At 55.7% G+C, this 23,937-nt stretch carries 17 protein-coding genes and 1 pseudogene; 11 read left to right on the forward strand and 7 right to left on the reverse strand.

Features of this window, described 5'->3' with window-relative positions:
* Nucleotides 1-44: 44 nt before the first annotated feature.
* The 3 genes from ACR0JF_RS22435 to ACR0JF_RS22445 are packed head-to-tail and all read right to left on the reverse strand — an operon-like array spanning nt 45 to nt 3,439.
* Entirely contained in the window at nt 45-1,184 is a 1,140-nt protein-coding gene (locus tag ACR0JF_RS22435; protein WP_480669972.1) for a glycosyltransferase family protein, read from the reverse strand.
* Nucleotides 1,185-1,190: 6 nt separating this feature from the next.
* The gene (locus tag ACR0JF_RS22440) at nt 1,191-2,228 is read right to left on the reverse strand and encodes a glycosyltransferase family 2 protein (RefSeq protein WP_480669974.1); all 1,038 of its coding nucleotides are present in this window, start codon (nt 2,226-2,228) and stop codon (nt 1,191-1,193) included.
* On the reverse strand, nt 2,225-3,439 hold the full coding sequence (locus tag ACR0JF_RS22445) for a glycosyltransferase family 2 protein (protein ID WP_480669976.1): 1,215 nt from the start codon (nt 3,437-3,439) through the stop codon (nt 2,225-2,227). The genes ACR0JF_RS22440 and ACR0JF_RS22445 overlap by 4 nt, the downstream gene beginning before the upstream one ends.
* A 140-nt stretch (nt 3,440-3,579) precedes the next feature.
* On the opposite strand from ACR0JF_RS22445, the gene ACR0JF_RS22450 reads away from it, so the two are divergent.
* Nucleotides 3,580-4,827, forward strand: coding sequence for a polysaccharide biosynthesis/export family protein (locus ACR0JF_RS22450; RefSeq protein ID WP_480669978.1), 1,248 nt, complete (start codon nt 3,580-3,582; stop codon nt 4,825-4,827).
* Between the two features lie 9 nt (nt 4,828-4,836).
* Here the strand turns inward: ACR0JF_RS22450 and ACR0JF_RS22455 are convergent, their stop codons facing one another.
* Both ACR0JF_RS22455 and ACR0JF_RS22460 read right to left on the reverse strand, forming a co-directional pair.
* Nucleotides 4,837-6,069: a glycosyltransferase family 4 protein gene (locus ACR0JF_RS22455; RefSeq protein ID WP_480669980.1), complete on the reverse strand. Its 1,233-nt coding sequence runs from the start codon at nt 6,067-6,069 to the stop codon at nt 4,837-4,839.
* Nucleotides 6,070-6,197: 128 nt separating this feature from the next.
* On the reverse strand, nt 6,198-7,142 hold the full coding sequence (locus tag ACR0JF_RS22460; protein ID WP_480669982.1) for a glycosyltransferase family 2 protein: 945 nt from the start codon (nt 7,140-7,142) through the stop codon (nt 6,198-6,200).
* A gap of 167 nt (nt 7,143-7,309) precedes the next feature.
* Between ACR0JF_RS22460 and ACR0JF_RS22465 the strand changes: the two genes are divergently transcribed.
* From ACR0JF_RS22465 to ACR0JF_RS22510, 10 genes and pseudogenes are all read left to right on the forward strand, one after another.
* Nucleotides 7,310-8,335, forward strand: coding sequence for a glycosyltransferase family 2 protein (locus tag ACR0JF_RS22465; RefSeq protein WP_480669984.1), 1,026 nt, complete (start codon nt 7,310-7,312; stop codon nt 8,333-8,335).
* Nucleotides 8,332-9,414 (forward strand): Gfo/Idh/MocA family protein, encoded by a 1,083-nt coding sequence (locus ACR0JF_RS22470; RefSeq protein WP_480669987.1) that lies wholly within the window; start codon nt 8,332-8,334, stop codon nt 9,412-9,414. Before ACR0JF_RS22465 ends, ACR0JF_RS22470 begins: the two co-directional genes overlap by 4 nt.
* Nucleotides 9,415-9,620: 206 nt before the next feature.
* Nucleotides 9,621-13,184 (forward strand): G8 domain-containing protein, encoded by a 3,564-nt coding sequence (locus ACR0JF_RS22475; protein ID WP_480669989.1) that lies wholly within the window; start codon nt 9,621-9,623, stop codon nt 13,182-13,184.
* Nucleotides 13,185-13,515: 331 nt separating this feature from the next.
* Nucleotides 13,516-15,006, forward strand: a complete 1,491-nt coding sequence (locus ACR0JF_RS22480; RefSeq protein WP_480669991.1) for a UbiA family prenyltransferase — start codon at nt 13,516-13,518, stop codon at nt 15,004-15,006.
* Nucleotides 15,003-15,422, forward strand: coding sequence for a GtrA family protein (locus ACR0JF_RS22485; protein ID WP_480669993.1), 420 nt, complete (start codon nt 15,003-15,005; stop codon nt 15,420-15,422). The genes ACR0JF_RS22480 and ACR0JF_RS22485 overlap by 4 nt, the downstream gene beginning before the upstream one ends.
* Nucleotides 15,419-16,765, forward strand: coding sequence for an FAD-binding oxidoreductase (locus ACR0JF_RS22490; protein WP_480669995.1), 1,347 nt, complete (start codon nt 15,419-15,421; stop codon nt 16,763-16,765). The genes ACR0JF_RS22485 and ACR0JF_RS22490 overlap by 4 nt, the downstream gene beginning before the upstream one ends.
* Entirely contained in the window at nt 16,762-17,499 is a 738-nt protein-coding gene (locus ACR0JF_RS22495) for an SDR family NAD(P)-dependent oxidoreductase (protein ID WP_480669997.1), read from the forward strand. The genes ACR0JF_RS22490 and ACR0JF_RS22495 overlap by 4 nt, the downstream gene beginning before the upstream one ends.
* Before the next feature lie 17 nt (nt 17,500-17,516).
* Entirely contained in the window at nt 17,517-19,157 is a 1,641-nt protein-coding gene (locus ACR0JF_RS22500; RefSeq protein ID WP_480669999.1) for a hypothetical protein, read from the forward strand.
* Between the two features lie 54 nt (nt 19,158-19,211).
* Nucleotides 19,212-20,621 (forward strand): oligosaccharide flippase family protein, encoded by a 1,410-nt coding sequence (locus ACR0JF_RS22505; protein WP_480670001.1) that lies wholly within the window; start codon nt 19,212-19,214, stop codon nt 20,619-20,621.
* A 62-nt stretch (nt 20,622-20,683) separates the two neighbouring features.
* Nucleotides 20,684-21,449 (forward strand): annotated as a pseudogene (locus tag ACR0JF_RS22510) (IS5 family transposase).
* Between the two features lie 51 nt (nt 21,450-21,500).
* Here the strand turns inward: ACR0JF_RS22510 and ACR0JF_RS22515 are convergent.
* Nucleotides 21,501-22,391, reverse strand: coding sequence for a glycosyltransferase family 2 protein (locus ACR0JF_RS22515; protein ID WP_480670002.1), 891 nt, complete (start codon nt 22,389-22,391; stop codon nt 21,501-21,503).
* Nucleotides 22,392-22,740: 349 nt separating this feature from the next.
* A complete protein-coding gene (locus tag ACR0JF_RS22520; protein WP_480514629.1) occupies nt 22,741-23,484 on the reverse strand; it encodes a sugar transferase in 744 nt (247 codons plus the stop codon).
* Nucleotides 23,485-23,937 lie beyond the last annotated feature (453 nt).

Below are 23,937 nucleotides of genomic sequence, written 5' to 3' on the forward strand. Positions count from 1 at the left end.
CATCCCAAAGCCCGCCTTTAGCCTGCCATAGGGTGTGTGCATGCTCAAACAGGGGGCACTCCGGCGGCCTGAAGAAGTTCTTTCGTTGTTTCCGATCCCTCAACAAATGTACTTTTGGGGAGTGAAAGGAGCTGTTTTTGCAACGCCCTGATCGGGAACCGGTTCGCCAGCAGTTCCGCAATCGTGGCCTCAAGTGCGCGGTCCACCGGCTGTTCCAGAAGGATACCGCTGCCGTGTCCCTGCAGCCAGCGGGCGGTTTCGGTTCCGGCTGGGGCAAGCGAGGGTGTGGCAAAATACCCCCCTTCGTAGATTCGGTTGGGCAGCAGCCAGACGGAATTGGCACCGGCCTCGTACCAGTCTCCAGCCCAAACTAGATCAACCGAACCATACAGCGCGGCCAGATCTCCCGGTGCGGAATACCGCCCGCCGAAGGCAACATTTTTATACGGCTTCAATTCCTCTTCGAAATTCGTGAACACACCGGGCGCGGGATAGCCGCGCAGGCTGAGTGTTACGTCGTCGGGAAACCGGCGCGCCAGACCCAACAACAGATCCAATGAGCGTCGGCAGCGCAGATTGCCAAACCACCCGATCCGCAGCGGCCCATCAGATGCGTTTTCGGCCGCTTCTAGCGATGGGCGAGGGGGGAAATCATCCCCTTCGATCATGAGGTTTTCCAACAGGAACGCCCGGTAGGAACCCGGATAATGCACCGCGAAGTGTTCGGTTTCGAATCGTGGCGAGGAAATTACCACAAGGGCGCAATGCGTCAGCAGGCTTTTTTCAACGCGCCGCAATGCGCGCGCAACCGCACCTTGTCCTGTCAGCTTATGGTGCACATCCAAGCATTCATAGATCAGCGGTATATTAAGGCCCAGCTTGCTGCGGGTGCGGACTGCCATCGCCAGCATATCCAGATTACGGGCATAGATGGCCTCACAACTCTCCAGCAGGGCGCGTTCACGCGCCGCAATACCAGCGCCCCGGAAAATCGACATGATCCGTTGCCCATAGGCATTGTCACGCGTCTCTCCGAGGTCGACAACCGGCCAGTCTGTCGCCTGTTTTGTCCCCCGGTGCGGCATGAACCCAACCACCTCATGCCCCGCGCTCTGAAAAGCTCGGGCCCGCCGGCGAATGGCAGGTTCGTTCGAGTTATGGCCAAAAAATGCGATCTTGGGCATGTCGGGTCAGGGTCTTTCACTGGCTAGTGGAGGGGGTTCGGTCTTGTGCCTGCCTCGCAGCACGCGCAGCAGAAAACCCAGCCCCCAGGCCAGATGCATCGTGGCAAGCGCAAGGCTGGCCGTCAGCCCGCACAGGGATCTGTGGCGCAGAGCGATCTGCAAGCCCATACCCAGAATGACAACACCGTAGAACAGTGGCCAGAGCAAAAGCAGACGGGTCACCGGTAAAGCCAGTACGCTGAGCACAGCAAGACCCGTATGAATGGCCGGTATAAGCTGCCTGAGACCTGGTCGGACCTTGTGTTTCAGACAGGTCTGGGCGCGCCCGGTGCCATAGTTCCAATATTGCTTCCATAGGCGTCTGACCGAGCGCCTTGGGAAATAGCCAATGCGCAGATAGGCATTCAGCCAAATCTTTCCGCCTCCACGGGTCAGCCGCAGGTCATATTCGGCATCTTCATTGGCAACGAAACTTACATCATACCCATCTAAGGCCCGAAAGCCGGACAGGCGAAAGGCGGCGTGATGCCCGTGATCGTAGTAACCCGACTTGCTGCCACCGCGATGCGGGGATCCCCCGGCCCCCAATTTGCTGTCTGCCACCCAGACAAGACCGCGCTGAAAACATCCGCCGCTATCGGCCATGGCATCCATCGGCACGACGACCGAGTCGACCTCTTTTGCAACAAGACACTGCGCAAGGTTGCTGACATATCCAGCAGGGTAGGCCGCATGTGCATCACATCGGATGGCAATGTCGAATTCGTCAAATTCTCCCTGAAGCAGAAGGTTCATGGCCGCTGCTTGTGTTTTTCCGGGATTATGGATCAGGCGCAAATTGTCGAAACGCTCCGTCAGTTTCGACACGATGGCGCAGGTGTCATCCGTGCTACCTCCATCAGCCACGATAACCGGGCAAAGGGATGCAACCGGATCACTAACAATAATGTCGGACAGGACGTCTTCGATATGCGCTGCCTCGTTCAGAGTGGGGATCAAAACAACAACTCGTGTCGGGTCGATATCACGTGAGGTATCGGTCACCACTTGTATGCCTCATCCGCAAGGTGATCGACTTCGGACACCTCTCCAATATGTGACGAGGGTCGGGGGCGAAATCCAGCTCGGGCGCAAAAGCTCGCGACACTGGCAAACTGTCCGAACGCCCGCCCGGACAAAGCTTCGCGCGCGCGCCAGACTGAGCCGCGCCCGAGGGCGTTGACGATAGTCTTGCCTGCCACCCCCCTTCGCGCCAGTGCCAAAAGTTGGTCGCGCATCGGGGAAAGATAAGCCTGATGGCTGCCATGCTTCCCGGCCATGGCCCGGATGACGATATCGATCTCGGTCGCGGATAGCCCTTTCGACGGTTCCATGTCTGCCGCCGTCTGAAGATCTTTTAGTGCGACCGCCCAGTCGCAGCGCCGGGCATAAACGCAACCGCGTTGCAGATAGCCTGCCCGCAGCGCCAGTTCCGGCGACCCCGCGCGAAACAGCGCAGCGTAAAACGCAATCGGCAACCGGTCGCGCAAAGCAGCAAAGATTTCCCTGTCACTCTGCAGCCAAACCGCATCCGATTGAGCCGCTGAATGCTGCTGAGCCGCCGGGCCACGTGCTCCGTCATGCTTGCGCTGGAAAAACAGGACATCATCAACCAGCGTGATCGGAAATCGCGTCCCCAAACGGACAAACATCTCATAGTCTATGGATCGGCTAAGATTTTCGCGAAATGGCCCTATTGTTTCGTAACATGATCGCCTGACCAGACAGGCATTCTGGAAAAAGAAGATATCTTCCAGCAGATGGCGAACAACGCTGCCCGAAGACAGATCAGGCCAGTACCCCGTCCCGAAAAAGGCTTTTTGCCCGCTGCGTTCATCCACGGAAAACCGGGTATGCGCCCCCGCCACCAGGCCCGCGTCGCTGTTGTCCAGAACCTGCGCCAGCTTTTCGGCCGCATCCGGACAGGCGATATCGTCGTCGTCGCATATCCATATATAATCTCCCCGAACCTCTTTCAGCGCGGCATTCAGAGCGGCGGATTTTCCCTGATTTTCCGCCCGGAAATACTGCAATGAGCCGGTTTTGTCCGCCTCCAGCGCGCGGCGCGCGATCTCGGGTGTGTCGTCGGTCGATCCATCATCCCAGATGACTATCTGACTGAGCCGCCGTGTCTGGTTCAGCAGCGCATCAATGGCCTCACCCAGATAACCGCTCCGGTTGAAAGTCGGGATAATCGCCGAAATAGAACCTTGCAAAGAAAAGTTCCTTAAGTGAAAATTTGCTGTGCAGCCCCAAATGGGAACGTAGGCCATTTTCTTATGTCTGGCACCATATGGCGGGGCAAGTCTTTGTTTGTCACTACAATATTACCGCACGGTGCGGAAGGAACGTAATTATGCTTCGACTGCTGGTCTTCTGCCTTGCAACTTTGATTGGCGCCTCGCTGGGATATGCCCAATCTCTTGACGCGTCGGACACATACCGCCTGTCACCCGGGGACAGGATCAGCCTGCGCGTCGTGACCTGGAACGAAGATGAGCGCGACTATGTCATCTGGCCGGCGGTCAGCGGTGAATTTCTGGTGCAGAATGAAGGGCGCATCATGGTGCCCCTTGCAGGTCGCATTCAAGCCGCAGGTCACACGCCTGAAGAACTGGCCAACAATGTTGCCGACGCACTGAAAACACAGATCCGCAGCAACAGCCTGCCCTCGACCGCCGTCGAAGTGGTAGAATATGGACCCTTCTTCATTATGGGTGATGTTGCCAACCCCGGTGCTTTTCCGACCCGCCCCGGATTGACGGCCATTCAAGCCTTTGCTCTGGCTGGTGGTCAGAGACGTGTGGGTGAGTTGAGCGTCGACACCCTTGGTATTTTACGCGATTCTGGCTCGCTTGAGCAGATTCAGGCAGAGCTTCTGCGTGCAAAAATCGCCTCGGTCCGGCTGAAAGCCGAGATTGAGGACTGGGTCGAACTGCACTTCCCCGACGAGTTATCCCAATCCGGCGGACCGGCAGGCCTGGATATCATGTTGGAAGAGGAAAGCCGGATATTTACCGCGCGCAAAACTGCATTGGAGCGGGAGCGGGCCTCGCTGACCGAGCTGATCTCGTTGCTGACGACGGAAAGTAAGTCGCTTGAACAGAAAATCGAAAGCCAACAGGAACAGCTGGATTTGGCAGAAGAGCAAATGCGGAATATAGAATCCCTGGTCGAGAAAGGGCTGGCCAGAGCACCTCAACTGACACAGGCGAAGCGGGCGGTATTCGATCTTGAGACACAATCGCTTGATCTTCAGAACGGCTTTTTCAGGGCCCGCCAGAGCATCAAGGAAGCCGAACGCGATATTCTGGCGCTGACCACAAACCGCACGACACAGGCGGCCGTGGAACTGCAGGCCATAAACGCGCGCATCGAGTTACTGAACAGCCGTCAGGACACGGCGCGCAGATTGCTACTTGAGCGGGGGTCGGTCGGGTTTGAGGATGAAACTCGCCAATATGACACGATCATCAGCCTGCAGCGTGGTCGTGGCGACGCGCGCAAGGTCATTCAGGGGCCCGATACAATTGTCGTACCCGGAGATGTGATCACCGTCGAACGAGTTTTGGTTGGCCCCGATAGCGCCGCCCCTCCTGGCTAGGCCCGGCGGTCAGTTCACGGATTTCAGGTAAGTCAGAAGTTCATGGTTGTTCATCCGCATCTGTAGCTTGGACATCACATATTGTTGGTACTCCTTTGTGCGCCCCTGACCTGAAATCATATCTACCAGCGTAGAGACAAATTCATCGGTCGTGGACACCGCTGTCACGAGCCCATCCAGCGTGTCGCCATAGGCTTCAAGCGTTTGCTTGAACGTTAGAACCTGCATGCCAAGCTCCAGGTAAGTTCCGATCTTGATGCTGATTCCGCTGGCGACCAGCATCGGCGCGATACCGATGACATTACCGTTGCCCAGTTCGCGCAGGTCTTCGATGAAGCCAAGGCACCGGACTCCCTCGGACTTTTCTGTAACCCAATCCGAGATTTCACCAACGATCCACAGCTCGCACTCTACCTCGGATCGGACGCGCGGCCATATCTCGTTCAGGATCAGATCCAGTGCAGCCCGGTTTCCACCATGACTGACACCAACGAAAACAACACGTGGTGTATCCCCGGCAACACCGGTATTTTCGGCGATGACCGGACGCATCCAGATATGGTTGATCTGCGGAAGCCGCTGCTGCAACTCAACAGCCTCGATCTGCGATGCGTGAATACAGGTATCGGCCTGCATCAGACGCTCACACTCCTGCTCAAGCGTGATCGGAATGTGATCCGGCGAGCGGCCAGCCTGCTGAAACGCCTTGGCGCGGCTGGAAAACAGGTCATGCATCAAAACCGCGCGTTTCTTAGCTTCGCAACCGCCAAGTAAGGGGGCAAGCGACGAGTATTCAGCAACAACAATGTCGTTGGAACATATGTTTACCACATTCTGAACCGTACGTGCTTCTGATGGCTCCAGTGTTTTGCTCAAATCACTGGGATAGGGTTGACGCACCCCACCAAACCAGCGGGATGGCAGGGAACTGGTCTGATAGGCAGCGCGACGCAAAGCCTTTATCCAAACGGCGAGGCGGGTTGGAAAATAGATCCCCCCAATCCGAACCGTTCCGGGCCATTCTACCATGATCCCCCGATCGGCAAGAATACGATCAGGTCTGCAGAACGGAATACGCCCAAAGCTGGTGACTGGTGCCATCACGATCCGAATATCGTACCCCGCATCCGCCAGACAGGTGCACAGGCACATCAGATGCACCCCGCTGCCCGACTGCAGGTTGTTGATCCGGCGATGTACCAGGATCGTCGCCCGCCGATCAGCGCCCAGAGTTTTCGACATACCTTCTGAAGGAAGCAAGGTCCCGGTCACCTCAATGATGTATCATTTACGGACTCCGTCGGGACCCGACTGATCCAAACTTAGGTTTGTTTTGCTATTACATTCAATAAGAGTATTCAAATTTTGGGTCAGCTTTTTGGCACCAGACCAAGTTTCTTGCCGATGCTTTCTGCTAACTGGCGTCCCACTCTGGGCAAAGCGAAAGGATGACGACCCGCCAGTCGTATCGCATCGCCCAAATGCACTAACTTCAGCGCCTGCATGATCCGTTCACACTCCATCATTTTCCGCAGCCCTATCTCTCTGCGACGTAACAAGGCCTTCGCTTCGGCGCTGAGCGTATTTTTATATCTCTCCACAAAGGCGCGGTCTGCCTTGACCAGAGCCTCGAAGTGATCAGGGTCGATCCGGTAGGACACCGATCCCGGACGAACCGTATACAGGTAATCGGCCTCGGGTCGGATATGAACCTTCGCCCCATGCGCCAGCGCTTCGAAGATCAGGTGACAGTCCTCCCCGTTGCGCAAAGTGAGGTCGTATCGCAGGCCTGTCCGCTCGAGAAAGGAACGACGAATAAGCGGTTTGAGATATCCTAGGCTTCTGGAGTGGCGGGATAACAGATTGTCCGCAACATAGTCTTCCAAAGCAATGGGCTGTGCCGGGTCGATGTCCTTTGACGGAACGAACGGCATGGCATCCAGCGGACGTTCATCTCCATCGACTCTGATGAAATTCCCCAGAACGATATCCGCCCCGACCTGTTCGGCCATCCCGATCATGCCGGACAGCCTGTCAGGTCGCATCGTGTCATCCGAATCCAGCACGCAGACCCAATCTCCGGTGGCCAGGTCCAATGCTGCGTTACGGGCGGCGGCAGGTCCGCCGTTTTTGTCCAGACGATGCAGAATGATCTCTTCCCGATCCGGCAGGTGGGCTGCAACATCATCCTCGGACGCGTCATCGGCAACAACCACCCGAACCGATGCCCCGCGTTGCGCCAGCGCGCTGTCGACGGATCGGCCTATCGTCTCGGCAGCATTCCACGCCGCTATTATTACCGTTGCATCAGTCATATGGCTCAACTACGCTTTGGGAAATCTCAATACGTTATATAGCGGGTCCGAATGTTACACGGTTTGTGCCTTGCTGGTTCAGGGTATGCAACATTTTATAGTGTTTCGGTTTTTTCGAATCCTTCCCGGTTCAGCAAGGCCCAGAACAGCGGGTCTGTAGCTTGGCCATGACCAAAACCGGGACCCACGCCCAGATCGCCGTGATCATCCCGGCCTGGAACGCGCAATCTTCACTACGCAGGGCAGTCACGTCCGTATTAACCCAGAAGGAAGTGGCGCTTGAGGTGCTGATCATCGATGACGCGTCACCGGATGACACGCTGGAATGCGCCCACGCTCTGGCCACCGAAGACGATCGGGTGCGGGTTCTGGCCCAGCCCAAGAACCAAGGGCCAGCCGCCGCACGCAATCTTGCGCTGGAAAACACCTCAGCCCAATACGTGACCCCACTGGACTCGGATGATTTCATGGATCAGGGGCGTCTGGCGCAACTGCTGCGTATAGCGGGGCAGGGGGATTGGGACTTTGTGGCGGATGATCTGTTCAAAGTGCCTGAAACCGACGTTGACGGGCCGCGCACCCGGTTGTGGTCAGAGGATGCGATTGGCATCCAGCCTCTCGACTTTACCACCTTCGTACGGGGCAACCTGTCCAGCCAGCGGGGTGGGCGCCGCGAGCTGGGATTCCTCAAACCCCTGATCTCCACAGCCTTCCTGAACCAGGTGAAGCTTCGCTATGAAGCCAATATGCGCTTGGGCGAAGATTACATGTTATATGCTACGGCCCTAACGCAGGGCGCACGCTTTTGCCTGACCGATCCGGCGGGGTATGTCGCCGTGACGCGCCCCACCTCTCTCAGCGGGCATCATTCAACGCGAGACCTTGGGGCTATGGTTCGGGCGGACCAGAGCCTGATGAAAATAGTCGGGCTGTCCCCGGAAGATCGGACTGCGCTGAACGCGCATTATCTTGAAACGCTGAAGACATGGCACTGGTTGCGGATGATTGACGCAGTCAAAGCGCGCAACTTCGCCGAAGTGCTGCGCTGTTTCCACGCGCCACCCACCGTGATAGGCGATTTGCTTGGCAAACTGGGTGAACAGGCCATTATTCGCGGATCTGCGAAGCTGCCCTTCCGAAAAGCGGGCGCGGCCTACACCGGGGACACAAACAAGAAAGGCGAGAACCTGTGACAGCGGCCAAAATTCGATGGGGCATTTTCGGATCCGGCGGTATCGCCCGGCGGTTTGCCGGAGATATGCAGTTCAGCCAGACCGGGACGCTGGCCGCAGTCGCTTCGCGCAACTCGAAAAACGCACAGAGTTTTGCGCAGCACTTTCCCGGCACGCAGGTTTTTGACGACTATCAGGCCCTGGCTGCATCCGATGCGGTCGACGCGATCTATATTGCGACCCCCAATGCGCTGCACAAACAGCACAGCCTGATCGCGATCAACGCAGGCAAGGCGGTCCTGTGCGAGAAACCCTTTGCCTGCGACCCGGCCGAGGCGCGCGAAGTCGCCGAAGCCGCGGCGGCTTCGAACGTGTTCTGCATGGAGGCCATGTGGACCCGCTTTCTGCCGATTATGACTGACCTGCGCCGACGCATCGCTGATGGCGAGCTGGGAGACGCAGTTCATCTTGAAGCTACCCTGGGCTTTGCCCGTACGGAAACCCCCGGCGATCCGATCACCGATCCGTCACTGGGCGGTGGGGCGCTGCACGATCTGGGCTGTTATGGGGTGTCGGTTGCCGAGTTCCTGCTGGGGCCGTTTCAGCTTGCGGGCGGCTCGGTCACGAGATCCGGGATGGGCAGCTCTCGAACCGCGTCATTTGTACTACGCCACAACAGGCAGACCGAAGCGGCAATTTCGACCATCAGCGTCAGCCATGCCACCCAGATGAGCAACACGCTTGTCCTGTCCGGGTCGAAATCTCAAGTCTCGCTGGACGCCCCTTTTATTCAAGGCCGATATGGTACAGAAACCCCTGTCCATTTTGCACAGGCCGGGGCAGCGCCCAATGCGTTCAAATCACGTCTCTCAAATTCTTTGTACGGACAAAAGCTGAAACGCGTGGCTCGGATGGTTGTGCCCCGCCACAAGAAGATCGCGATCCCGTTCCCCGGCAGCGGCATGCAATTCGAAATAGACGAAGTCGGCGCATGTCTTCATAATGGCGGGACTATCAGTGAGATCATGCCTCCAGACACCACAATATCCGTATTGGAGGTTCTGGAGAAACTGAATGGATCAGACACCTCAAGCACCTGATTGCCGTTACGCGGGGCCGGTATTTACCACCCTGCCATTGGCAACACAGTTTTGCCATTGTCTACCTTTTGAAACACAGTTTTGCCAATGTCCGGGCGACAATATGCCATTTTGGGACTTTATCCCAAGTATAACAGGTCGTTGCAAGCAATGACCCGCGGGATCTCGGGAACGGTTAGTTCTGTGTTTGGACTCGGGGTCTGAATATGTCGGGCATCTGCTTTTTGGCGACCAGTCAAAGAATGCAGATAGGCGGAATATGGAACGGTCCCGATCAGTTTCTCGCAGAAATTTGCCGATCTTTGTATCGCTGTTTGCGCGCTATGGTTCTTGTCATTTTAGCGCGGTACGCCTGCATTATGGTTCTTGTCATTTTGGCACGGTACGCCAGCATTGCAAACCCGGAGCGACACACTCACCCGCTTCGGCACCACAAAAACACCGGATTCAGAGCGGTTAGAGTCGTTCTGGCTTTTTGCATCGGCCTTTGGGCCGGGCTTTCGGTATGCGAGGCGACTGGAACAGTTATGAACGACATGAATCACACGATGGGGATGGATCATTCCGGGCAAGGAACGGATGGAGCCGTTCAAGATCTGAGCGGATCCGGCAGCACCACCCGCGCAGAAGCCATCCAGATGCAGCAGCAGGCCCTGTCGGGCGCACACCACTCCGCGCATACAGATGATTCTGTAATGCAAGGCGAACATCTCAACCTAATGAACCTGATGCCCGACGCCAGCGACCCGAATACGGCCGTGGCGGTCAATGGTGGCTCTTGGTTCGAGGGCGCGACCTGGGCCGGCGGAAACGTACCCGGAGCAGGCACGGACGTTTATATTCCCCATGGTATTTCAGTTGTTTATGATGGGGTCAGCACAGCTGAGCTAGGCACGGTGGGCGTAGACGGCGGGCTACATTTCGCCGTTGATACAGACACCCGGCTTGAAGTTGACTCGCTGCTGACCGGCTCCTCCTCAACCCTGACGATCGGCGTTCAAGAAAACCCTGTACATACCGACGTATCCGCCGAGATCGTGATCAACGACAACCCGATCAATCTTTCCGAAGATCCATCTCAACTGGGCAACGGTGTTGTCACGCATGGTGCAGTCGAAATTCACGGCGCTGCGAAAGCCCCCTATCTCAAGCTAGCCGAAGAACCCGAAGCCGGTGACACAACGCTGGTTCTTGAAGGGGATGTGGGCAGCTGGCAAGTTGGCGACAGCCTTGTGGTCATGGGGACAAACTATGTCGGCAACGGGTCCGACGGCGTCCTGCGAACGCAGGACGAAGAGGTCACTATCACCGCGATTGATGCGGAAAGCGGTGTCGTTACCATCGATCGGGCGCTCCAGTACAACCATACCACTCCGGACTATGTTGGGCGTGACGGGATCGATAACGAACTGTCCGTTTATGTAGGCAACTCTTCGCGCAATGTAACGATTTCGTCTGAGAACCCTGATGGGGTGCGCGGCCACGTGATGTTCATGCACAACGCGGATGTGGAAGTGCGCTATGCCGAGTTCGACGAACTGGGCCGGACAGATAAATCCAAGCCGATCAACACCAACGAACTCTGGGATGAGAACGATTGGTCAAATCGCGGTCCGGGCATTAAGAATGGCCCCGGCGAAGAGGTGATCGGCACTCCGCGCAACCCTGGCGACGAGAACCCCGAAGGCCGCTATGCACTGCACCTCCACCGCACCGGCGCCGAGGAGGACGCAAAGCTCGCGATCCTTGAGGGTAACTCTGTCACAGGCAGCCCCGGCTGGGGGATTGTCCACCACGACAGCCACGCAGCCATTGACTACAACTTCGTGTATGGTGTCGCAGGAGCAGGTATTGTTTCGGAAGACGGGAACGAAACCGGCCAATGGATCGGCAATTTTGTCACCTCTACTGTCGGCACCGGCCGGGATCCAAACCGTGACGGTGACGCTAATGTTTTAGCCTTGGAAAAATCAGGCGATTTTGGCATTGAGGGCGTCGCTTACGAAAGCCAGGCCCGACAAATTCTCCAGCAGGACAATATTGCCGCGAACTCTAAGACTGCGTGGATGTTCAATACGTCAGAAACGAGTACCCAAGGCCCGACTTTGGACGTTGTGCAATTCGACCCCTCAGGTGACCCGTTCGAGGTGAGGGAGCGGTACGATGAAGAAGAAACGCCTATTATCGGCTTCTCCGGCAACCAGATTATTGCAACCGAGGAAGGTATTTTCACCGGCCATCGGAACATCGACAACGCGACTGACATCCAGCAAACCTTTTCAAACCTGACTGCCTATAATGTTCAGAATGAGGCCGTTCATATATTCAACTATACAAACGAATATGTATTTAAAGATACGTTGTTTGTTGGTGTTGGTACTGGCTTCAAAGTCGGCGACAAAGTCGAAGGAATCAATTTGTCGAACGTTCACGTCGAAGACTCCTTCGCCGTCTTTCATGCTCGTGGTTATAACTCTGGCGGTGTATTCGTCGATGTCACATACCCTGATGCTAATTTTGGTCTTTCAGGGCGCGACCTAGATGGAAACTTGGTCAGCTTTGACGACCAGATCATCAACAGCGCCAACTTGGTTGCGGTTGAACAAATCACTTTCAAGGCGGATTCCAACGCTAAGATGACGCTCCGCTCGGGCGGTTCCGATCTGGATATCCGTGGCACCCTAACAGACAGCGTAGGTGACTTCAGATTCCATGCCAACACGTGGTATCGCCAAGACGTCCACACGTTCGACGGACTGCAAACCAAGGTAACAAGTAGCGAAATTAATTATGCTCTGGAAAAGTACGGAGCAATCGAAAACAGCGACGGTAGTTGGGATCTGGCCTTCTACTGGTGGGTCGGAGACCGCCTGACCGGTGAGAACCAGGCTGTGTTCATCCCGCTGAGGCTGGAGGGCTTCGAGGATTCATATCTTGAACAGTACAAGGTCGATGGCTTCACGCCGCCGTCAAACGAGATCAAACTGTACTATGAAGACGGAATTCAGACCTTCGACCAGGACTTTGGTGGTGGAACAGACCATTCTGGCCATGACACCGGTGGAAGCGACGGGGACAACACCGGAGGTGCAGATAGTGGTGACGGTGGGCACTCCGGCCACGGCACCGGAGGAACAGATGGTGGTGATGGCGGAGAAGGAGACTCCCACACCGATGTCCCAAATGGCAGCGATGCTGACGATGTGTTGAACGGCAGCGCTGGAAATGACAAGCTTTGGGGCGGGGGTGGCAACGACGCAATCTCTGGCGACGCCGGAAACGACAAGCTTGGAGGTGGAGCGCAAAAAGACCGCCTAGCAGGAGGCGAGGGCAACGACACCATTTTTGGTGGCGATGGAAACGACAGAATCGCAGGTGGTAAGGATAATGACCATCTCGGCGGAGGCAAAGGATCTGACACCGTTTACGGTGGATCTGGTGACGACCATATCTTTGGTAGAAACGGCAACGACGAGATTTGGGGCGGTGCTGGCATGGATGTGCTGGATGGTGGTAAAGGTAATGATACCCTGCGCGGCGGAGCGGACTCGGATATTCTGGTGTTCTCAAGCGGCATGGATCAGGTGATCGGCTTTGATGCAGGCGACCAGATTGATTTCTCGGGCACAGGCTCAATCAACGACTTTGAAGACGTGCTTGAACATCTTTCCGGCACGGATGACGTCGTGCTTGGTGATGGCGAAGGCAACACCATGACCCTGATCGGCATACGGTTCGAAGACCTGGGGGCCAACGACTTCATTTTCTAGATAATCATCACTCGCAGGCCAAGCATTAATACTTTTGTATCCGGCCTGCGGGTTTACCTTACGATCAATCTTGGTCAATGAGAAACAATTGGCACAATCAGGGCAATTCAGTTCCTACCACTGGACAACCCAAGCGCGCCAAAAACCACATTTCGCTTTTATTTGATCTCGGACTTTGTTGGCATCAGAATGCTAATATGATGCGCTGTGTGGTGCACCGCCGCAGCAGGTCCGAAGAATATGCTTCCAACTGCGTGCTCATCATGATTTAGAATTCTCTTCGGGTTTATAGTTCTTTTATGTTGTAACGATTTAGATTTGGAACGATGTAGTGTCGACCTTTGCAGCGCAGCGTGAACCGGCGGAAACTCGGGATTTGACTGACCCCGATCACCTAGATGTGCCTTTGATTGTCGATCTGGACGGCACCCTGACCAAATCCGATACCATGCATGAGGCGCTTTTGCTCTTCATCGCGCGGCATCCGGCCAGGCTGCTGCAGATCATCGGCTGGCTGTTCTCGGGAAAAGCCCGTTTCAAAGACAAGCTTGCCTCAGAAGTCGTGGTAGACGCAACATCTGTGCCTCTGCGCGCCGAAGTTCTCGCACTTGTCAACGCAGCTAGGGCCGAAGGGCGCAAGGTGCTGTTGGTGTCGGCCTCGAACCAGCGACAGGTCGATCGGGTTACCGAGCAACTGGACCTGTTTGATGAGGCCGTGGGATCGGATGCCGCGCATAACCTGTCTGGCAAGGCCAAGGCGGATTGGCTGGTGGATCGCTTTGGTGAGAAGGGTTTTGACTATATCGGAGATTCAAGTGCGGACCTGAGCGTATGGCCCCGGGCACGTAAGGCAATCACGGTCGGCTCAAACGCCACTCTGCGCCAGAATGTCGACAACATGGGGGTCGAAACGACCCATCTAACAGGTGATGGAGCCGATAGCGGCAGCGCGCGCGCGCGGCAATACCTGAAAGCCATGCGCCCGCATCAATGGCTCAAGAACCTGCTTGTTTTTGTACCGGCATTGGCCGCGCATGAAGTAGCCGCGTTGCTGCCGTCTTTCTTTGCCTTTATCGCCTTCTCGCTTGCAGCTTCCAGTATCTATCTGATCAATGACATGCTGGATCTTCATGTGGACCGGCAGCATCCGCGTAAATGCAAGCGCCCCTTCGCGGCCGGAACCATTCCGGTGGCGCATGGCGTGGTTCATTCGGCGTTGTTATTCCTGATCGCGATGACCATCGCAGCCTTCCTGACACCGGCATTTGCAGCCGTTCTGTTGGGCTATGTGGCTCTGACATTCGCGTATTCACTGATACTCAAGCGCAAGCTGATGATCGATATCTGGACGCTTGGTGCGCTGTATACCATCCGGATCATCGCGGGCGGGGCCGCCGCCGGCATCGTGCTGTCGGAATGGCTGTTAGCATTCTCGATGTTCGTTTTCCTGTCGTTGGCGGCCGTCAAAAGGATTTCAGAGCTGAAAGATCTTGAATCACGAGAGCTGACAAGCACGGATGGCCGGGGCTATAAAGTCACAGACCTGCCGGTTGTTCTCGGCGCAATGCTGGCGTCGGGCTATTGCTCGGTTGTCATTCTGGCGCTTTACGTTTCAAATTCCAACGTTGCCAGCCTTTATTCCGAGCCCAAGCTGCTGTGGCTGGTCTGCATGATGCTTTTGTACTGGATCAACCGGGTGGCGATTATCTCGTACCGGGGCGAAATGGATGATGACCCTATCGTCTTTGCCCTGCGGGATCGGGTCAGCCTTGCGGTATTTGCCTGTAGTGGCGCGATATTTGTGGCGAGTGCAGTGCTATGACCCTCACCCAGCTTGTGTTCCGCTACAGCGCGTTTGCGGTTGTAGCCACGATCGTCAATCTTCTGACGCAGCGGTTATCACTGGCGCTTTACGAGGGCAGCTTCGCGATCCCGTTGGCGATTTTTGCAGGCACGATTACCGGCCTGATCGTCAAGTTTCACCTGGATAAACGCTGGATCTTCTTTGATGTCTCCCAGAATGCACAAACCCGGAAATTCGGCCTCTATACGCTTATGGGTGTGGTGACGACCGTGATCTTCTGGGGCACCGAATACGGGTTCTGGCTGATCTGGCAAACCGACCTGATGCGCGAGGTGGGGGCGGTGCTTGGCCTGACCGTCGGGTATTGCACCAAGTATCACCTAGACAAGCGTTTCGTCTTTGTTGCGCAACCCGGGTTTGGACACAAGGCATGACCAAAATTCAATCCCTGTCCGGCTGGGCACGCTGGCCCCGGCGAGAGTGCCGGACCGCACCCCTGAACCTGAATTCCCTTGCCGAACTGACACCGCTGACGGATCGGGGCATGATTGCCCGCGGGCTGGGGCGCTCATATGGCGATATCGCGATGAACCCTGATCTGACGCTTATGGGGGCGCAGAGAAACCGCATTCTGTCCTTTGACGCCGCCAGCGGCACCCTGGTGGCCGAGGCGGGTTTGAGCATTGCCGATATCCTGCAGGTTTTTGTCCCGCGCGGCTGGTTTCCGGCTGTTACCCCCGGCACCAAATTCGTGTCGCTTGCCGGGGTCATCGCGGTCGATGCCCATGGCAAGAACCACCACAAGGTCGGCAGTTTCGGAGATCACGTCGAATGGTTCGACCTCTATTGCGCGGATGGTCAAACACGGCGCTGTTCACGCACTGAAAATATGGACCTGTTCAATACCACGATCGGCGGGAACGGTCTGACCGGGCATATCCTGACGGTCTGCATCAAACTGCTGGCAATCTCGTCGGGCTGGGTCGCCCAGCGAACGCTATTAGCGCAGGATCTGGATCAGGCCATCGAGATTTTCGAGGAGCATGACGACGTGACCTATTCCGTCGCATGGATCGATTGTCTGGCCAAGGGGCCCGCACGCGGGCGATCTTTGGTATTTTTGGGCGAACACGCAACACCCGACCAGTTGGATTGCGCCAAAGCGGAACACCCTTTCGATATCCCCCTTCACCGCAAGCTGCGCATGCCGATGGATGCCCCATCCTGGGCACTGAACTCGTACACGCTGCGCGCCTTCAACCGGACGTATTACAAGATTAATTCCGGAAAACCTGAGACGCAGCTGATAGACTACGACAAATACTTCTACCCGCTGGATGCCATACTGGAGTGGAACCGAATGTATGGCCGCCCCGGATTTGCCCAATATCAATGCGCGTTGCCGCTGAAAGAGTCCCGCGAAGGCCTGCTTAAGCTGCTGGCGGCCATTTCCGAGGCCGGTCTGGGATCATTCCTCGCCGTTCTCAAACGGTTCGGACCGGGATCTCCGGAACGGCCGCTGTCTTTCCCGATGGAAGGCTATACCCTAGCGCTTGATTTTCAGATGTCGCCCGGCTCGCTGACGCTGATGACGGCCCTGGATGAAATCACCTGTCAACACGGTGGTCGGCTTTATCTGGCCAAAGACAGCCGTATGACCCAATCCACGCTTGAATCGGGCTATGCTGACGGGGTGCCTGCGTTTCGTGCGCTGCGCGAAGCAACAGGATCGCGCCCCTTGTTTCAATCCCTGCTATCCCAGAGGTTAAATCTGTGACACCTGCCAATGCTCCTGCCCTCATCCTCGGTGCCCGATCCGATATTGCACGCGGCATCGCCGTCGCGCTGGCCAAACGCGGCCATCCTCTGATGCTGGCAGCGCGCAGGGCAGGGGATCTGGACCGCGATGTCTCTGACCTGTCGATCCGGTACAATTGCGAGGCCACTTCACACGAGTTCGATGTGCTGGATCTGGGCGGGCATAAGTCCTTTCTCGACCACCTGCCTGTGGCCCCGTCCATCATCGTCTGCGCCATCGGTGTTCTGGGGGATCAGGACAAGGATGCCGGAGACGCCGCAGCCACCAGATTGATCGTGGACAGCAATTATCTGGCACCCTGCATGTTTCTGGAACAGGCTGCCACACGCATGGCCGAAACCGGCGGCGCGATCATCGCAATCGGCTCGGTCGCGGGCGATCGCGGGCGAGCGAAGAACTATGTCTATGGCTCAGCAAAGGCCGGGTTCGCGGCCTATATCTCGGGGTTGCGCCAGAAATACGCCAACACCGATCTGCATGTTATGACGGTAAAGCCGGGCTTTGTCAGAACCGCCATGACCGAAGGCATGGATCTGCCCAGGCCGCTGACTACCGATGCGGAACCCTTTGCCGAGCGGATCGTAACCGCCATGGAGCGGGGCAGGCAGGTCTATTTGGACCTGCGCTGGCGCACCCTGATGGCGGTGATCACGCATCTGCCTGAACGCATATTCATGAAGACGAAATTCTGAAGAGGCTGGATCGGACAATGGCACAAGGATACCGTTTTCATGATTTCCTGCTGGCACTGGGTCTGACATTTGTCGGAGCAGCATTGGCCTGGCTGCTTGCGGGCGGATTGCCTGCCATCGGGATCGACGATGCCGCCATCACACGCTCTTACGCCGAAAACGTCGCCAATGGTGCTGGCTATGTCTATAATGTTGGTGGAGAACGGGTTGAAGGGTCCACTGCGTTTCTGTGGATGAGTATTGTGGCCGTTGCCTACAGCCTGACCCCGACACCTGAATTCCTTATCATCGCGCTCTGTGCCGGGTTTGCCCTGACGGCGGTCTATCTAACCTTGCGTTTGGCGCGCGCGCTGGCCGACTGGCTGGATATCGAACCTGCGCCGGCCATCTGGACTCTGTCAGTTTGCCTGGTCGCAAGCCCCGGCTATTTCATGTGGTCGGTCTGGACGATGATGGAGCTGGCGCTGTGGTCGATGCTGCTGCTGTGGATGGTGTTCCTTCTGGCCCGTCTAGTCGAAGATGACAGGGGACCGGGCAATACAATTTGCCTTCTTCTCGCAGCCGCTCTGATGCCCCTGGTCCGTCCTGAGGGGATTGCCGCTGCAATTGGCCTGTTGACTCTCAGCCTGATCCTGGCACCCCGGTTCTGGCGCTCCTTGGGTGGGGCCATTCTTACCGCCGGCACCTCTTTCGTCGCGATTACATCCTTTCGCCTGTCCTATTTCGGTCAGCCCTTTCCCAATACGTTTTACGCCAAAGTGTCCTCGGACAAAGTACAGGGTCTCAAGGACGGGCTGAAATACATGGTGGATTTCCTGTTGAACGGTCCGTTCATCGAAGTCTTCATCATCCTCTGGCTAGCTGGCACCATCTGGGCCGTCATCGGTGTTATACAGTCGCGACCTGGTGCCCGGGCATTGTTGGTAACTGCAGCCACCGTATTCGGAATGCTATCAGTCTATGCGGGCCTTGGCGGCGATCACTTTGTTCTGTGGCGTTTCTACCAGCCCGTAGCGCCGCTGCTGCCGGTCTATCTGGCACTGCTCGTCGCTGCAGCTGTCCCTGCAGTCGGGTTCTATGCGCCGAAAGGCTCGGTCACACTCGCCGCAACAGTTGCTGCAATCGGTATCTTCCTGGTCGGGTGGATGCACTATTACCAATCCCGTTTTGACATCCGGAAAGAATACACGCTGGTCGAGCAGGGGTTGAACTTCGGGACTTTCCTGAACGGGATTGAGCCCCGACCATCAATCGGGGTCGGCCCCGCCGGTGGCATCGCGTTGGCCTATGACGGCAAGATTCTCGACCTGCTGGGCCTGAACTGGGTCGAGATGGCCCATGCCAACCCGGTCAAGGTCGGCATGCGCAACCATGCAAGCTTTGACAAGGACACATTCTGGAAACACGCACCCGATGTACTGGCAGCCTTCAACCGGGCCTGTGCAGCAAATAATTCTCTGGCGTTCTGGTCACATGCGGATGCTGCGTTTGACGGGCTCTTTTCGGACAAAAGGTTCCAGGATGCTTATGTTCCGGTTGCCTTCGTACAAGGACCAGAGTGCTGGCCCGGCTTCGCCAAGCCGGACTGGTTGGCCCAGACAAATTCGGGCGAGGCGATCAGATCCTTTGACTGGGCGGCCGTGAAGAAACTGGACTAGGCTGCGATGTCCACGCAACACTCTTCCGCTGCGCACTCCGTCAAAGGGTTTTTTGTGAGCGTCAGCTCACTGGTATCGGCACGCCTGTTTCTGGCTTTGTCCCAGGTTCTGGTCCTGCCGATCGTCGCCCGGCACCTGACTGTTGACGAATTCGCTCTGATGGCAATGGCCATGTCAGTGGTGATTTTCTGCAGCGTATTAAGCGACGCGGGCCTCGGACGCTCGTTGATCCGCACGCCGACCTATGACCATGAAGAATGGGTCAGCGTGTTTTGGTTGCTGGTCGCAGTCGGAATTGGCCTCGCCCTCATCATCTTGGGAATCGGGCCGATTTGGGCTGCGTTCTTTGATCAACCAGCCCTGGTACCAATCCTCAGCGCGCTGGCTGTGGTGCCACTATGTCAGGCAATTTCAGCAACTCCGAACGCCGAAATCGAGCGGCGGGAAAACTACACCGGAATCGCCAAAGTACAGACAATCACGACGGTCATCAGTCTCGGCTTAGCCGTTATTCTGGCCATTCTGGGTGCTGGCGTTTGGGCCCTTGTTGCTCAGCAGATTGCTCTGGCGGTTATCCGGCTGGCCGGAATTGTCTATCTGTCCCGGTTCCGCCCCAACCTGGTATTCAAACCGCATCTGATCAGAACACATCTGGTTTTCGCCCGCAATGCTCTGACGGTTTCAGCCATCTCAGCGGTTCGGACGCAATCCGCCGTCATTGCTATCGGAAAGTTCAATGGTGAAACATCTTTAGGCCTGTTTTCCATGAGCGCTCGGTTCTCCAGATTGCCGCAATTCGGTTTGGTCGGTCCAATGTCGACTGTAGTCTATGTCCGTATGGCCAAAGCACAGCATAATCGCGAACGTCTGGTGGAAATTTATTATGCCGCGATGAAGCTGATGGCCACGCTGCTGTTTCCGGTTCTGGCAATGACAGCCGTCGCCGGAACCGCGATTTTCACCGTGATGTTGTCCGAGGACTGGGCGCAAGTTGCACCGATCTTCGCGATGTCCATATCGGGTCTCACTTTCGAGGCGGTTGCAGTGGTTCTGCTAGCCTGTATCTTCCGCGCGACCAACCGCACGGAACTACACGTCAGACTCAGCATAGAATCCACAATTCTTTTTACAGTTCTGGTCGTTGCGACAGCCGCTGTAGCCAATGTTTTGGCGGTCGCAGCGGCCATCTGCGTCTGGGGGTTCGCAATTGTCCTAAGAGGCTGGCTTTTGGCCAAGCAGGCCGTGCCGATCAAGGTCTCAGACTGCATGCACACGCTATTCGTACCATCGCTCATATCACTAATCATGGTGAGCGGTCACATCCTTGTTCGCACGATCCTGTCCCCCAACCACTTGGGAGAAATTGCCATCGCCTTTTGCATTTTAGCTGCGGGGCTCGGACTCACAATTCTGATTCAGCATCGGGATCTGATTCAAGCCATAAAAGCATTCCGAGAGACCTAGGGCGTATTGGCAAAAGGGATATTCACACTGGCGCTCTACCGTGATTCAAGCTGGTATCCGCTATGGAGACTCGCTTGCCCCGAGACCTGATGAGCGACGACGAATTGTCGCTGTTTGAACACTTCATTCTTGCTATCCACGCTCCGAATAGGCGCAAGCCGACCAACCATCGCCTTATTTTAGATGGGATATTCTGGATCGCACGCACCGGATCACCCGGGCGAGACTTGCCCGGAGAGTTCGGAAAATGGACCAGCGTCTACCGGCAGTTCCCACGTGGACACTGGCGGGTCATTGGGAGGATATTCTTGAGGCATCGAACCAAAGCGGAGCTGTCCCAGACGCACTCCAAATGGTTGATGGCACTGTTATCCGAGCCCAACATCAGGCGCCGGGCGCAAAAGGAGGGCTACGAGACAGGGTTTTGGCCGTTCAAGAGGTGGGTTCACTACCAAGATCCACCTCCGCGTCAACGCCCATGGACTACCAATGAGAACGGACATCACACCGGGACAAACATCGGACTGTCTGAGCTTTGACTTTGTGACAGCTGACAACCTCCCCGAACCTCAGGAGCTGCTCGTTGATTGGGGCTATAACGCTGATCGCATTTGCAAAACCATGAGCGAGCGCGATGTTCTCACCCAAATCCCAATGCGCAAGACCCGAAAGATGCGGTTCGGTGTGGATCGTGAGTTATGTAGACTAAGAAACATGGCTGAACGGTGCTTCAACAAACTCAAAAATGCCCGCCGTGTCGCGATGCGATACGGCAAAACCGCCGAAAACTACCTCGGCTTCATCGACATCACATCTAACCGTCTTTGATTCCGCCGTTTGTCAACATGACCTAAATAGATCATCATGAAATTGGCTGAATTAACCATAAAACTCATGGCTCGGCCTTGTGAAACACCCTTTCAGGACACCAAAATGAAACCCGCCCCGCAGCGCCCAAAAGGTGCGCCGGTTCACACTTGGCAGGGCTACCACAGCACGCAGGCCACAATATGACGTCTTCGTAAAGCTTTTGACAAACATTGAGGGGGTTTTGCCGGTTTGGCCTTGCAGGGCGCAAAACCCGTAAATCGTGCCACGTGCTACGGTTTTGGTCCAAAGCCACCTGAAGGATAAACGCGATGGGTCCACTGGCTCATGAATAATCGCCGAAGTGCTGATCGCCATTGGCACTCCTGCTCGGTGAAGACGGAAGAAAAAGTCGATATCCTCTCCGCCGGTCCGTCCAAAATCTAGGCTAAATCGGGCTTCACGTAGACGTTTGTCACGCCGGTCTAGCAAGACATTGCCTGAAAAGCCCGTTTCGACAGTTCCGTTCAGTGCCGATGGAATGCTTGAATGCACTTTGTTTTCAATCATCCACTCTGGCGCGCCAGATGGATAAACAGCAAAGACCGGGCCAAACACAATGCGGGCCTTATCGCGTCCCGCAGTCGCCAGAAGGCTCGCGATCCAGTTCGGTTCGGCGGTTTCGTCATCATCAATGAACAACAGATAGTCTGCGTCAGAGCTTTCAAGGCAGGCATTTCGCGCGATTGAGATGTTGCGGGCCGGGGCGTGCACATAAGTCAGGTTTAATCCCAGCTTGTCGGCCAACCCCTCAATCTCGAACTTCTTAACCGGTTGCTCATCATTGTCCGCAACGATGATCCGAACATCCAAGTCCGCCGAGATATTCTGCTTGGCCAGGCTGTTTAATGTTCCGTGCAAGCTGTCGCGACGAAATGTGCAGATGCCAATATCAATTTTCATGTCCCGCCACCAACATGGCCATATTTTGCCAATACGCTTGCAAAGTAAAATTGGAGTTCCATTTATAGATGAAATCCCGCAACATTACTGCATTCGACTCCGCACGAGAACGGATGCGATTTCGCTCTAGATGACAGGCAGGATCCAGATAAGCAATGATCATATCCAGATTGTTCTGCTCCCTGACCATCTCCTTTGGGTTGTGTTTTGCTGGTTATCTGGTGTTCGGAGGGTCTTTCCTCATGTGGCTCCTGGTGGGCTGGCTTTTGTCGGCACCCCTGGTTCTGCTCATTCTTCTCGTTGAACACAGCGCCCACTTCAAAGCCTGGCGGGCGGATCAAAGCCCGCGTTACGCCGCTCCGGACAGACGCCCGGTCACAAACAAAAGCACTGTTTTCAAGAAAATCTGAAGATCAAGCTGCAAGCTGGAATTGCGGACATACCACACATCAAGCGAGACGCGCTCTTCGTAGGATGTGTCCGAACGACCACCAATCTGCCATGCACCGGTGATGCCTGGCTTGACCGCCACGTAGTAAGCTTCATCCTGCCCATAATGCGCCAATTCTTCACGCGTCACCGGACGAGGACCAACAATGCTCATGTGTCCGAAGAACACATTGAAGATTTGCGGCAGCTCATCCAGGCTGGATTGGCGCATCAGATTTCCGAGGCCCGGAAAGACTCTTGGGTCATTCTTCAGCTTCTTCGTTTCTTCCCACTCACGGCGCAGAACCGGATCCTCGGACAGGATATTTTCAAGAACCTCTGCAGCGTTGGGAACCATTGTGCGGAATTTCAGACAAGGGAATATCTTGCCATCCAAGCCAACCCGGTCGTGCCGAAAAATCGGTGATACGCGGTAAACGAAGATTATATACAGCGACAGCAAGGCCATGATTGGTGCAAACAGCACAATCATCATCAGCGACAGAACGATATCGCAGGCCCGTTTGACAATTTTTCCTGAGAGCCGATATCCGCTGGTCACATGGGTCTTGCTAGAAGGGCAAACAAGCCGACGCGCTTCACTTCTCTGAATGTCAAAAACACTGTCTTCCCCCGACACGGTGGTCACGGAATCCAAAGACATCACTTTTACCCCCACACACACAACACGCAAAAAATTTTACCAATTAGTCGTCTTACACACCTCACTAACAAAACCATGTGAGGAGGCAGTACAGTCAGAGTTTACCAATCCTTAACGTGACGGCAACCTCCAAAAATCTAGTAGGTCAGATTTTGCCCTGCTTTCACCCACCTTATGCCGCAAATTGCGGAATTTATATGTGATCCAGATAACAATCGCCAAAAATTTCGGACATTTAATAATGGCTGGATCCGAATCGTGGACGGATTGTGCCTCCCTGCGTTTGATATTGTTGGATGATGAATACTATCATCATTGGTCGAAAGAGCAGCGTAGATCGTATAGTTTTCCTTAAAATTTACCATAATTTAGCTTATACGTTTTTTAAAGTAGGGGTGGATTCCCAAACGAAGTACAAACTCCGTATCAAAACAGATGTTTGTATGGAGGATC

This window comes from Ruegeria sp. BG11 (genome assembly GCF_056538565.1).